General features: G+C 32.9%; 12 protein-coding genes and 1 tRNA gene. 6 read left to right on the top strand and 7 right to left on the bottom strand.

The window, feature by feature from the left end:
• Positions 1–7: 7 nt before the first annotated feature.
• Positions 8–2,320: a chondroitinase-B domain-containing protein gene (locus HM986_RS06350; protein WP_179334198.1), complete on the bottom strand. Its 2,313-nt coding sequence runs from the start codon at positions 2,318–2,320 to the stop codon at positions 8–10.
• A gap of 593 nt (positions 2,321–2,913) precedes the next feature.
• A tRNA-Leu gene (locus HM986_RS06345) sits at positions 2,914–2,995 on the bottom strand.
• A gap of 142 nt (positions 2,996–3,137) precedes the next feature.
• On the opposite strand from HM986_RS06345, the gene HM986_RS06340 reads away from it, so the two are divergent.
• Entirely contained in the window at positions 3,138–4,079 is a 942-nt protein-coding gene (locus HM986_RS06340; protein WP_179334197.1) for a ribose-phosphate pyrophosphokinase, read from the top strand.
• 195 nt (positions 4,080–4,274) lie between these two features.
• The gene (locus HM986_RS06335) at positions 4,275–4,910 is read left to right on the top strand and encodes a 50S ribosomal protein L25/general stress protein Ctc (protein ID WP_179334196.1); all 636 of its coding nucleotides are present in this window, start codon (positions 4,275–4,277) and stop codon (positions 4,908–4,910) included.
• A 76-nt stretch (positions 4,911–4,986) separates the two neighbouring features.
• Here the strand turns inward: HM986_RS06335 and HM986_RS06330 are convergent, their stop codons facing one another.
• Entirely contained in the window at positions 4,987–7,224 is a 2,238-nt protein-coding gene (locus HM986_RS06330) for a patatin-like phospholipase family protein (RefSeq protein ID WP_179334195.1), read from the bottom strand.
• Positions 7,225–7,247: 23 nt separating this feature from the next.
• Complete coding sequence (gene uvrC / locus HM986_RS06325) at positions 7,248–9,041, bottom strand: excinuclease ABC subunit UvrC (protein ID WP_179334194.1); 1,794 nt, start codon at positions 9,039–9,041, stop codon at positions 7,248–7,250.
• Between the two features lie 90 nt (positions 9,042–9,131).
• Here uvrC and HM986_RS06320 point away from each other — a divergent pair, with 90 nt between their 5' ends.
• Genes HM986_RS06320 through HM986_RS06305 form a run of 4 tightly spaced genes read left to right on the top strand, consistent with a single transcriptional unit; the run spans position 9,132 to position 11,964 of the window.
• A complete protein-coding gene (locus HM986_RS06320; protein WP_179334193.1) occupies positions 9,132–9,560 on the top strand; it encodes an ATP-dependent zinc protease family protein in 429 nt (142 codons plus the stop codon).
• Positions 9,557–10,432 (top strand): 30S ribosomal protein S6--L-glutamate ligase, encoded by an 876-nt coding sequence (rimK, locus tag HM986_RS06315; RefSeq protein ID WP_179334192.1) that lies wholly within the window; start codon positions 9,557–9,559, stop codon positions 10,430–10,432. Before HM986_RS06320 ends, rimK begins: the two co-directional genes overlap by 4 nt.
• A gap of 3 nt (positions 10,433–10,435) precedes the next feature.
• The gene (locus HM986_RS06310; RefSeq protein ID WP_179334191.1) at positions 10,436–11,401 is read left to right on the top strand and encodes a succinylglutamate desuccinylase/aspartoacylase family protein; all 966 of its coding nucleotides are present in this window, start codon (positions 10,436–10,438) and stop codon (positions 11,399–11,401) included.
• Positions 11,401–11,964 (top strand): 5-formyltetrahydrofolate cyclo-ligase, encoded by a 564-nt coding sequence (locus tag HM986_RS06305; protein WP_179334190.1) that lies wholly within the window; start codon positions 11,401–11,403, stop codon positions 11,962–11,964. The genes HM986_RS06310 and HM986_RS06305 overlap by 1 nt, the downstream gene beginning before the upstream one ends.
• On the opposite strand, the gene HM986_RS06300 is transcribed toward HM986_RS06305, so the two are convergent.
• From HM986_RS06300 to HM986_RS06290, 3 genes are all read right to left on the bottom strand, one after another.
• The gene (locus HM986_RS06300) at positions 11,918–12,583 is read right to left on the bottom strand and encodes a lipoprotein signal peptidase (protein WP_179334189.1); all 666 of its coding nucleotides are present in this window, start codon (positions 12,581–12,583) and stop codon (positions 11,918–11,920) included. The genes HM986_RS06305 and HM986_RS06300 overlap by 47 nt on opposite strands.
• A 66-nt stretch (positions 12,584–12,649) precedes the next feature.
• A complete protein-coding gene (locus HM986_RS06295; RefSeq protein WP_218841398.1) occupies positions 12,650–13,312 on the bottom strand; it encodes a DUF4097 family beta strand repeat-containing protein in 663 nt (220 codons plus the stop codon).
• Between the two features lie 43 nt (positions 13,313–13,355).
• Positions 13,356–13,736: a TraR/DksA family transcriptional regulator gene (locus tag HM986_RS06290; protein ID WP_179334187.1), complete on the bottom strand. Its 381-nt coding sequence runs from the start codon at positions 13,734–13,736 to the stop codon at positions 13,356–13,358.
• Between the last annotated feature and the right edge of the window lie 4 nt (positions 13,737–13,740).

Raw genomic sequence — 13,740 nt, 5'->3', positions numbered from 1 at the left:
AATAATTCTAATACATTAATTTCATTTCTAAATTCTCTTCAGTTTTAATTTGACCTGAATTAGTGAGGGTGTTTCCAGATTCAACATTATTTTTCGCTCCCCATAAAATAGAAACAAATTGAACAGGGTTATTGATGAAGGTGTTTTCAGTAATATTTACATTTACAATACCATTATGATTGAGAAGTCTTTTATTTTCTTCTTTTGCGCCACAATTGTTGAAAGTACTATTAGAAACCAAAAGGTTTCCGCCAATTGTAGACTCATCGTACCCACCTCTGTAATAATCTATTACGTTTTTATGTACGTTTGAAAATTTACAATTAATAATATTTAAATATTCTGTATTATAATCACCACGATCATTGGTTTCTTCAGATAGTTCTATACCGTTCTCACAATTTGAAATGGCTGTATTCTTAAAAGTGATTTCCTCGGAATAAGACTGTTTGTACACTTTTAGAGCATAATTAAAATTACTTATTTCAGAATCTATGACTTCTAGCCCAAAATGGTTAGACATGTTTTCTTTTAAACTTGCAAACGCATACTGAGTATCTGTTCCTTTTAACTTGATGTTTTTTAAAATTAACGCCCCATAAGGATGCAATTCTAATGCAGCTGTTTCTGCTGATCCGGTATATAAAATTTCTGAGTTACCATTAGATTGGATTGTTATTGATTTATTAATAATCAACGATTTTGAAAGTTGATAAGAACCGTCATTTAATTGTAGTACATCTCCATTATCAGCCTCCTTTAACTTGGCAATTAATTCCGTAGAATTTGATACTATATGCGTTTTTGCTTCTTTCGCTTCTACTTCATTTGAAAACCAATCTGCACCATATTTCGTTTTATCTAAAATATTAATGTTTTTAAACTCGCCTTGCACAGCTGCTCCAATTGAATTTTTATTTTCTCTAGAATTTCCGAATATATCCTTTGTAATAACCTCAAATCCAAAACCATTATAGATATCAGTCTTATTAGTTAATTTTGGTAAGTAGATATTGTCGTTAACTTTAATTAATTCAAAATCATCTGCAGCAATTCTAGAAAGATCACCATAATCTACACCTTGATTATTAATAAGATTATTTTTAAATTTAACACCATCGGCTTTATCGTGTTCAATGATTACATTCTTATCTCCAACCTCATTGTAAATAATATTATTTACTACTTCAGTTCTAAGGACTCTTGCAGAACGAATTTCTGACTCTGGTAACACTTCTGATTGATCGATATTAGTACCTACTCCAAATTGCCATGGTGATTTACAATTGACATAGGTATTATAAGCAACTACCACATCGGTTACTTGGTTGTATCTATTTAATGGTGATTTCGGAATTCCGTTCATTACAGCTAAAGGACTTCTAAAGTTTTCGCCAATGATATTGTAGAAATAATTATTTATCACCCAATGCCCAGTATTAACCAATCTTATACCTCCATAATTTTTATTTACACCATCACCAATAAAATAATTACCATCTATAACCGCATAATTTCCATGACGTGTAACTACTGACCCTTCGCTTTTATAGAATACATTATTCCGTATCTCATTAAAATTTGTTTTACTAGAAATAATTTCGACCTCACCATTACATTCTTCAAATAAATTATTTGCAATGATGGTATTACCTGGTGACATGGATGAGAAACTACCCCCCAATTGAATCGTTTCTCCTCTCGCACCACCTTTTCTAGGTCTTGGCCCAAAATGATTATTTACTATTTGATGGTAATTTCTAATACTTTGATTACCCCTAATATCAACTCTGAGTGTTGGACCACCATTAGTTTTTCCTCCTAGATAATTGTTACTGAATTCATTATACCGGCCGTATAACTGAACCCAGTGATCATCCTTATCGCGTTGTGCCTGATTATAATCTACAATAACACAATTGGTAACTTTAGAATAATTAGCAACATCGTCTTCACTTGTTCTAAAGGCAATAACATCATCAGTTGGGGTGTAGCCATTTCTAAAATATAAACCAGAAACAACCAAATAATTCCCAGAAATCTCTAGATTAGAAACACCTTCAATAAAAACTTTTCCAGCAGTTTCTGCTTTTAGAGTTATAGGGTTGTCTTTAGCCCCGTTTCCGATAAACTTAATTTCTAGGTCTTTATAAGTTCCATTTTTTAAAATAATTACATCTCCCGGTTGTGCCGTTGCAATTGCTTTATTTAATTCTTCAACATTAGAAATAAACTCTCCAGATGCCGGTTTTATTTTCGTTTTTTCACCACAAGAGAAAAGCGTTAATACCAAACCGAAAATTAAATAGTATGTCTTCATTTATTGATTTTTTAATGTTTAATAAATTATATTTTTTTATCGTACTCGGCTCTATTTTGATACAAAATAGAAGCACTTACCATTAATAATTTTCTATTTACTCTGCTACTTTGAGCGTAAGGCTTGTTCTCTAAAACTAGTGATAGAATACAAACTTTCTGAGGCCTAATGCACACTAAATGTTAAACTCTATTTAGAGTTGTGTACTATCATTAATCAGGTTTTCTAATATAATTTCAATCTCGTTATGATGTTTATTGAACTATTTCGAAAAAAACACATCAAGTTTTCTTACAACACCCAATAACAATTGGTTAACCAGATTGGTCAACCAAAAGTAGCATAATTTTCCATATTACAAAAAGTATTTGGGTTAATATTGTATATAATGAGGTTAATTACACAAAGAACAAAACAAATCTCAAAAATGCATAGCGGTCCTTTACTAAGCCATTTTTCTGACCTGTTGCCTTATAAAATTTATAAAAGAATTGTGAGTTTAATATACTTTGAGGAAGATGGTAATCACTTAAATTTTGCACAACGCAAAAAAGCTGCAAAAATCTAAGATTAGATTTCAACAGCTTTTTTTGTACTCAAGGCGGGAATCGAACCCGCACGTCTCGCGACATTGGATTTTGAATCCAACGTGTCTACCAATTCCACCACTTGAGCGATTTCAGATTGCAAAAATAGAAAAATAATTTAGGGAATCTATTAAAATTAGTAGGTTTTATGCTTTTTGTAGTAAAATAATTTTCTAAATTTGAAGCGAATAAAAAACCCATCACTACACTAACTAAATAACTGATATCAAATGCCATACGAAATGCCAGAAGCAAAAATTTTTGCTTGTTCACAAAGTACCTACCTTGCAGAAAAAATAGCTGAAACTTATGGAGTTAAATTAGGTAAAGTAATTACATCTACATATAGTGACGGTGAGTTTCAGCCTTCTTACGAAGAATCTATTAGAGGTACACGTATTTTTATAATAGGATCTACACATCCCGGCCCAAAAAATTTAATGGAAATGCTATTAATGATTGATGCGGCAAAACGCGCATCTGCAAGGCATATTACTGCTGTGATGCCATATTTTGGATGGGCAAGACAAGATAGAAAAGACAAACCTAGAGTTCCTATCGCTGCAAAACTAGTTGCGAAAATGCTAGAAGCAGCCGGAGCAACACGTATCATAACTATGGATTTGCATGCTGATCAAATACAAGGGTTCTTTGAAAAGCCTGTAGATCATTTATTCGCTTCAACCATATTTCTACCGTATTTAAAAAGCTTAAACCTAGACAACTTAACGATTGCTTCTCCAGATATGGGAGGGTCTAAACGTGCTTATGCCTATTCTAAAGCTTTAAAAAGTGATGTTGTAATCTGTTACAAGCAACGCGCCAAGGCTAATGTGATTTCGCATATGGAATTAATTGGAGATGTTACTGGTAAAAATGTAGTTTTAGTAGATGACATGGTAGATACTGCTGGCACCCTAACAAAAGCTGCTGACTTAATGATGGAACGTGGAGCACTAAGCGTAAGAGCAATTTGCACACACCCTATTTTATCTGGAAACGCTTACGAAAAGCTAGAAAACTCTAAACTAGAAGAATTAATTGTTACTAATTCTATTCCTTTAAGACAAGAAAGCAAAAAATTAAGAGTTTTAAGTTGTTCTGATCTATTTGCTGAAGTGATGAATAATGTACATCACAACGAATCTATTAGCAATAAATTTGTAATGTAAACAGGTAATATAAGGTTCAAAACGCTATTCTTAGTCATACTATACCATGATTATAAGACTAAAACTATTGACTTTACTATAAAACATGAAGTCTCAACAAAAAAGAGCCTTATAACACTAATATTCTCATATAAAATTTCTAAATTTGCAGCCCTCAAAATGAGGGAATTATAAATTAACAAACATTTCAAAAAAATGAAATCAATTACAATTAACGGATCTCAAAGAGAAAGCGTAGGCAAAAAGGCAACTAAAGCTTTACGTAATGCTGGTCAGGTTCCTTGCGTTATGTACGGAGGAGACAAAGCATTCCATTTCTCATCACCAGAATTAGCTTTCTCAAAACTTGTATACACACCTAACGCGCACACAGTTGTGATTGCCTTAGATAACGGTGAAGAATACAATGCAGTTATGCAAGACATTCAATTTCACCCAGTAACTGACAGAATTACACACGTAGATTTCTATCAAATTTTCGAAAACAAAGAAATCACAATGGAAATTCCTGTGAAAACAATAGGATCTTCTAAAGGTGTAATGAATGGTGGTAACTTAAGAATGCCTTACCGTAAACTTAGAGTTAAAGCTATTCCTTCAAAATTACCAGATTTTGTTGAAATCGATATTACTCCATTAAAAATTGGAAGTAAATTTTATATTACTGAATTAGCAAACGAAGATTACAAATTCTTACACCCAGACAACACTGTTGTTTGTCAAGTAAGACGTAGTAGATTAGCTGTAATAGCTGATGACGATGACGAAGAAGTTGAAGCAGGTGACGTGCCAGCAACTGAAACTGATGATACTGCTGCAGTACAAGAATAGATAAAACTATTTTAAATATTTAAAAGAGACTTTCTAAACAGATAGTCTCTTTTTTTTTGTTATTTCTTTTAGGGTATTAAAACCAAAATCCAAGATTAAAAAACCAGTACCCATTACCAGTATCTGGCGAATAAGTGTACTTACCTTCTAATGGTCCCAAAAAAGTTTCTAGAGAATAGCCAAGAGCATAGCCACTGTACGTTTGAGACGTAAAGAAGTTTCCAGGTTCAAAAAGACCATCTTCGATATTGGCAAAGTTTGCAGCGAATAGAACATGGTGCTTTTTAAAAACTTCATAATCTAAGGTGAATGTTGCCTTCATAAAACTATCCCCCGTTAAGTTTAAATAATCATAACCATAAAAGGAATAAAAATTATTTATAAAATTAGAGCCGTAACCTCCTATCGCAAATCCTAATGCGCTTGTAGAGGGATCACCAATTTTAAAGCCTCCTTGCGCTTCTGTTTTTAATGCTAACTTATTATTAAAACTAAAAGCGTAACCCACGTCTGCTTTAGCTATTGAAAAATTTAAAAAATCACTATTGAAACCTGCAGCATCGAGGTATAAGTGAAAATCCCCGTTAAAATAAAATCCGCTTTTCGGAAAATGCAAATTATCGTAACTGTCATATTTTAAATTACCAAAAACACTGAGGTAATCTGTATTTTCAAAAACAATTCTATTTTCTTCTTCCTCGTCTATAATGGTTTCTGATGTTATTTTTAGCCGTTTGTGCTCCGCACCTAGTCGTAATGCAAAATCCTTTTTAAATATCGTTTGCAAGTACACTTGATTTGTAAAATCTGAAATCTCAGCATCAATTTTATTTAAACCAGAAAGTAAAGGAGAGTCCTCTTCTAAAGCTAGTCTAGGATTAACATTTTTATTAAATTGATTGAAACGTGATTTAATCCCTAAACTGATATAGAATCCTTTATCAATAAAGTAGTCAAAATTATATCTCGAGTTATCTCCTAAAATTATATCTAACGAAGCAATATCGTTATTGAATAACAATTTCTTTTTTGTGAGATTAGCAAGTAATGCACTTTTATACAGTTGATCGAAATGAATACCTAACTTAAGGAAAGTTGTAGTCTCAGACTCTACGATATTACCTATAAGGTTAAATTCAGATGTATTCCCTGTAGGTTCTAAATGATATCTAAAGGCATCAAAATTATTGGTTGCCACTAAGCTATTTATACCTTGCCTAAAATCTGAATAACTCATCTTCTCATTACCTTTCAGCTTTAATCTTCCCAACATATAAGCTCTGGTGTAACGCTCATTTCCATTTAAAGTAACATTATTAATTTTTAGACTATCTAATACTTTTACTGCGGCTCTTGCTGTATAATTTGGTTGTTTTCTTTTTACGTCTTGCAATTTAGATAGTTGCTTTCTTGCTGCAGTTTCACCATTTGAAATAATATCTTTTCCTTCATCAAATGAAATTACCGAAAACTCACTAATATCTGGTTTAATATAGATATCGGTCAATTCAGACTTTCTTTTCATAACATTAATAGTCCGAAAATTATTAATTTGCAAAAGAATGTCTGGAGCCGACTTTAAAGATTCGCGATCCTTTAAGGCATCTTGAACATCAACTCCGATAATGATATCCATGCCTTTTGCTCGTAATTCTTCAACTGGAAAATTGTTAGTAACACCTCCATCAATTAAAATAGCACCATCAATAATGACAGGTTGAAATAAAGATGGTAATGCTCCACTAGCCGAAACTGCGTCAGCTAATTTACCTTTATCCATAACTAAAGACTCCCCTGTTTCGATATTGGTTGCGATACAAAAAAAAGGAATTGGTAGTTGATCAAAATCTGTAATATCATTTACAGGCAACATTAAATGATACAATAGATTATAAACATTTTGCCCGCGAGATAGTGCCGAAGGTAACGAAATTTTAAAATGCTCAAAAGGTAAATTAACAGCATATTTTTGAGTGTTTTCTCGCTCATAAAATGATTTAGAGGCTCTCGGAAACGCATCATTAATCAACACGTCGAAGTCTTGGGATTTGAACATTGCTTCCAATTCTTTCCCTGAATATCCTGAAGCATATAGAGACCCGATTATGGCGCCCATACTCGTACCAGCAACATAATCTATCTTTATCTCTAAACTATCAATAACCTTTAACACTCCAATATGAGCAAAACCTTTAGCACCACCACCACTTAATACTAAACCTACTTTGGGTTCAGAGTTAGCCGTTTTATTCTGTGCCTTTATTGGAAAAAGCGCTATTATGAATACGATTATAAAAACGTTTTTCAATCTCATTACAAACCCATATGGTTTTTAAATTATTCTTTATGATAATAATTATATACTTTATTTGCCCTCGAAACTCCGACAACCGCTTCAAGCTCATCTAATTTGGCATTGCCAATACGCTTAACGGTTTTAAATTGCTTCATTAAATCTACAATCGTTTGCTCACCAACACCAGGAATATTTTCTAGTTCAGTCGTCAATGCTCCTTTACTTCTTCTATTTCTATGGTGTTCTATCCCAAAACGATGGGCTTCATTTCGTAATTGTTGTATAATTTTTAAAGTTTCACTTTTCTTATCTAAATATAACGGAATTGGATCATCTGGGTAAAATAATTCTTCTAAACGTTTGGCAATACCTATTATAGCGATTTCATTACGTAGCCCTAAAACATCTAAACTTTTTAAGGCCGAAGATAATTGCCCTTTTCCTCCATCTATAATAATAAGTTGTGGCAAGGGTTGTTCCTCTTCTACTAAACGTTTGTACCGTCTATATACCACTTCTTCCATAGATGCAAAATCATCTGGACCTTCTACAGTTTTGATATTAAAATTACGATAATCTTTTTTACTCGGTTTACCGTTTTTAAAAACCACACATGCGGCTACCGGATTTGTACCTTGGATATTCGAGTTATCAAAACATTCAATATGCCTAGGCTCTTCAGACAAGCGTAAATCTGCTTTCATTTGTGCCATTATTCTATTGGCATGGCGATCTGGGTCTACAATTTTCACTTGTTTCAACTTATCCATTCTGTAATATTTTGCATTACGAATAGACAGGTCTAAGATACTTTTTTTATCTCCAAGTTTAGGAATTGTTATTTTTAATTCATCGCCTAAATTGACTTTAAAAGGCACATAAATCTCTTTAGAATTTGAATTAAAACGCTGACGGATTTCTGTGATTGACAATTCTAACAATTGCAAATCGGTCTCCTGTAATTTCTTCTTCAATTCTAAAGTGTGAGATCTAATAATGGATCCGTGGCTTAACTGTAAAAAGTTAACATAGGCGTAAGTTTCATCACTAATGATTGAAAACACATCGACATTATTAATCTTAGGATTTACAATAGTAGACTTTGCTTGGTAATTTTCTAAAACCTCTAATTTTTCTTTTATTTTTTGAGCATCTTCAAATTGCATAGCTTCCGCATGTTGCCGCATTTGAATTCTAAATTGTTGTAAAGAATCTTTAAAATTTCCTTTTAGAATTTCTCTAATTGCGGTAATATTTGCAGCATACTCTTCTTCGGTCTCATAGCCTTCACAAGCTCCTTTACAGTTGCCTAAATGGTATTCTAAACATACTTTATACTTACCTGCATCAATTTTAGCCTCAGACAAATCATAATTACATGTCCGTAATTGGTACAAACCTTTTATTAAACCTAGAAGGGTTTTTACCGTTTTCATACTGGTGTAAGGTCCAAAATACTCAGAACCATCCTTAATTACTCGCCGTGTTGGAAACACTCTTGGGAATCGTTCTTTTTTAATACAAATCCAAGGATACGATTTGTCATCCTTTAATAATACGTTATATTTAGGTTTGTACTTTTTTATGAAGTTATTCTCAAGTAGTAACGCATCATTTTCGGTTTCAACAACAATATGTTTAATGGAAGCAATATTTTTTACTAAAACACGAGTTTTACCATAGTCGTGATGCTTATTAAAATAACTACTAACTCGTTTTTTTATATCTTTAGCTTTTCCGACGTATATTAAACGGTCGTCCACATCAAAATACTGGTAAACTCCAGGTTGATGAGGAAGCGTTTTTATCTGTATGTCTAAAGTAGATTCTGGCATTTAACCAAAGGTAATAATTCGTAAAAAGATATGTGTATAATTAATACACTTTATCATTACCTTGCACCTCTTTTTTATATATTTCAGTTTATGACAAAAAAAGTTTTGGGACGCGTAGACAAAGTCAATTTTCCCGAATTAAAACTCAACAACATCGATGTTAAAATAGACACAGGGGCTTATACTTCTGCAATTCATTGCTCTAAAATTAGAGAAGAAGACGGCAAACTTTATTGTATTTTTGACAGTAAAGGCCATCCTAACTTTAAAAGTGAAGAAATAGCTTTTAACACTTACACGTATACAGATGTAAAAAGTAGCAATGGACATAAAGAAAATCGCTACAAAATTAAAACTACCGTTGTATTCTTTGGTAAAAGCTATAAGATTAACTTAACTTTAAGCACTAGAGACGACATGAGGTTCCCTGTATTAATAGGCCGTCAATTTTTAAAACACAAATTTTTGGTCGATGTCGATATAGAAAATCAATCCTTTAAACAAAACATAATTAAATGAACATAGTAATTCTTTCACGCAATCCTGAACTCTACTCTACCCAACGACTTGTTGATGAAGGTAAAAAAAGAGGTCATGCCGTTGAAATCATTGATCCACTAAAATGCGACATCATTATAGAAAAGGAGAAACCTACCATCTATTATAAAGATCGTTACTTAGATTATGTTGACGCCGTTATTCCTAGAATAGGAGCTTCAATTACATTTTACGGCTGTGCAGTTGTAAGACAGTTTGAAGAAATGGGTATTTTCACCATTGCACCGTCAGATGCTATAACACGCTCTCGTGATAAATTAAGAAGCTTACAGCGCCTAAGTAAGGCTGGTATTGGGATGCCTAAAACGGTATTTACCAATTATTCTAGAGACGTAGAAGAAGTTATTAATTATGTTGGTGGAACACCCGTAATTATAAAATTATTAGAAGGTACCCAAGGGTTAGGAGTCGTTTTGGCAGAAACTAAAAATGCTGCTGAATCTGTATTAGAAGCCTTTAATGGTTTGCAAGCCAGAGTTATTGTTCAAGAATTTATTAAAGAAGCTAAAGGCGCAGATTTAAGAGCTTTGGTTGTAGATGGGCAAGTTGTTGGAGCTATGAAGCGCCAAGGTAAAGAAGGCGAATTTAGATCTAATTTACACCGTGGTGGTTCTGCAAACATTATAAAATTAGATGAAGACGAACTAAAATTGGCAATGAAAGCTGCGAAAGTGTTAAAACTTCCTGTTTGTGGTGTAGATATGCTACAGTCTTCGCGTGGTCCTTTATTGTTAGAAGTTAACTCTACGCCAGGACTAGAAGGTATTGAAGGTGCAACTCAAAAGAATATTGCTAAAGCTATCATTACTTTTATTGAAAGAAACACAATCTAAAACATGCCGAAGGATATTTTAAATATTTTAGGAGTCGAAGTCGCTCCTGGTAAGAGTGTAACTGCAACTTTTGAAGTCGCAAAATTACACACCAGAAACACATTAGAAGTTCCTATTATAATTGAACGATCTAAAAAACCTGGGCCAACGGTTTTAATGACTGCAGGGATTCATGGTGATGAAATTAATGGTGTAGAAATTATAAGACAAATTATAGCCAAAGGTATTAACGTTCCTAAAACAGGCACTATTATTTGCGTGCCTGTTATCAACGTTTTTGGTTTTTTAAATATGGATCGCCTATTTCCTGATGGACGCGATTTAAATCGTTCATTTCCCGGAAGTGCCAATGGCTCTCTAGCCAGTAGAGTGGCTCATTTTGTAATGACCGAATTAGTACCTCATGTCGATTTTGCTATGGATTTCCATACAGGTGGAGCAGGTCGGTTTAATGCTGCTCAAATACGAATTGTAAGAGATAACGAACGCCTTACAGAATTAGCCCATGTTTTTGGTGCTCCTTTTATATTCTATTCTCAAAATTTAAATAAATCGTATAGAAATGCCTGTGATAAAGCGGGCATACCTATGCTATTATTTGAAGGAGGAAAATCATTTAATATAGATACTAATATCACCAACACAGGGGTTAATGGTGCCAAACGCGTCTTACATCATTTAGGGATGTTACGAAGTAAATATAAAGTCTCTAGGCCTAAAGTTAACGCTGTAATTATTAAAGATAGTAAATGGTTAAGAGCGAAATATTCTGGAATGTTTAAAGCCACCGTTAAAATAAATTCGCACGTAACCCAAGGGCAAGTACTAGGTAATATTACAGATCCATATGGTAGTTTCAACTATTTTGTAAAAGCACCAAATGCAGGTTATATTTTTAATGTGAATGAATCTCCTATAATTTATCAAGGTGATGCTATTTTCCATATTTCTACTGAGATCGAATCGTAATGAGCAAGCCTTTATTAAGAAAAAAATATAAGGAATTACGTCAGCAACTATCCCTTACTGAAGTTGACGATTTTAGTTTAGCCATTGCTAATAAACTCTTAACCTTAGATATTTGGGATAAAACCTTTTACCATATCTTCTTAACCATTGAAGAACAAAAGGAAATTAATACCGATTATATTCTAAATATTCTATCAGGAAAGGATAAAAATATTGTGATTTCTAAGAGTAATTTTGAAGATTATTCTATGACCCATTATCTACTTATGGATAATACCAAGATTAAAAAGAATACATATAATATTCCCGAACCTATTGATGGTATTGAAATTCCATCCTCTCAATTAGAAGTGATTTTTATTCCGCTTTTAGCTTTTGATAACACAGGACATAGAATTGGATACGGCAAAGGCTTTTACGATAGGTTTTTAGCACAATGTAAACCTGAAACTATAAAAATAGGGCTGTCATTTTTTGAAGCAGAAGCTGAAACTATTGAAGCTTCCGAAGAAGATATTAGATTGGATTATTGTGTGACTCCGAATCGGGTATTTCAATTTTAGAAGACTCTTCAAAAGCCTTCTTATTAAAAACAATTAAAATCCCAATCCCTGTACTTATGGCCATATCGGCGACATTAAAAACAGGATCAAAAAACGAAAAGTATTTTCCTCCAATTAGTGGTAAGTTATCTGGCATTACACCACTCCAAATCGGAAAGTGAAGCATATCTACAACATTACCATGAAACACCTTGGCATAACCACCTTCTTCCGGTAAAAATGTAGCCACTTGCATTATGCTATCATTAAACAACACGCCATAGAATACAGAGTCTAGGATATTCCCCAAAGCACCTGCAAAAATAATAGAAATGGCAAAAATTAAGATTTTAGATTTCTTCTTTTTTGTAACATCTACCAACCAAAAGCCAATACCTGTAACGGCTACAATTCTAAATAAAGTTAAAAATAATTTTGCTGATTTATCGGAAATTAAAGTTGTAAAATCACTCAATTTGGTACCCCAAGCCATACCATCGTTTTCAACAAAAGCAATTTTAAACCAAGAAAAAACGGTAACATCCTCACCTAATTGAAAATGGGTTTTTATATAAATTTTACTGACCTGATCTATCAGAAGAATTAAAACAATAACAAGTGAAGCTTTCTTTAAAGACATAATTTTTCTCACAGAAGTGAGAATCTGTTTTAAGTTAAATAATCGTATTGAAACAAAAATAAGTGTTTAATCTGGCTTTACAACCGTAATATTTCCATTAATCGACTTCAATTTCCAAATTGAAAATTCATCATAAAAATTATCAACAGTAACCTTACCTCTATTAGAACTAGCCTCTACAGAAGCACTTGTAGTCACAACGCTTATATCACCATCTAAAGTATTAATCGTGGCCGTTTTCGATGTGCCTTCAACATCACATCGTCCTTGTAATAACTCAATATAAAGCGATTTAAAATCCCCTTTCATATCTACCGAACCAATATCACTTAAAATCTGTAACGAGAGGTCCTCTGGAATTTCCATCCGCAATGTTGCTGCGATTACTTTGTGTGCATTTCGCTTATCATCCGGAATTTCTAAAAATGACAAATGCTCCAAACCTAATGTCAGGGTATGATTGTCTAAACTACTTAAAATCTGAAATTCATTTTGATATTCTCCATCTAAAGTAGATAATATCTTAATTTTATCGGTCTTAGATGTTGAAACGGAAATATTAAAAATTTGATTCCCATTGATTACAATACGATCTATACCACCAACTGTTATTTGCTTTTCTAAAATATTTTGAGCACACAAGAAAGTTGCTGTGAAAAGGAAAATACAAAGCATAAAAAACACCTTGAAATTAAAATTCCAAGGCGCTATGATTTTGTTTTTATTCAAAATAGAATCTCAATATAATGAGATTCCTGCTTTCGCAGGAATGTTACTGCATATTCTTAGCTTCAATACTCAAAGTAGCATGAGGAACTAATTTTAAACGCTCTTTAGCAATTAGTTTTCCTGTAACTCGACATACTCCGTATGTTTTATTCTCAATACGGATAATAGCATTTTTTAAATCGCGAATAAACTTTTCTTGGCGAATAGCCAATGCAGAGTTTGCTTCCTTACTCATTGTTGCACTCCCTTCTTCAAACGCTTTAAAGGTTGGTGATGTATCATCAGTACCGTTATCAAAGTCATTCATATAAGCACTTTTAATCAATTGCAAATCGTGCTCTGCCTTTTTTATTTTGTCTTGAAGTATAGCCCTAAATTCTTCTAAATCCTTATCAGAATATCTGCTGTTAGTCTCTGTTGTCATAATA

Source organism: Winogradskyella costae (assembly GCF_013403865.1).
Taxonomy (GTDB): domain Bacteria; phylum Bacteroidota; class Bacteroidia; order Flavobacteriales; family Flavobacteriaceae; genus Winogradskyella; species Winogradskyella costae.
This window is presented reverse-complemented; position numbering and strand designations above follow the sequence as displayed.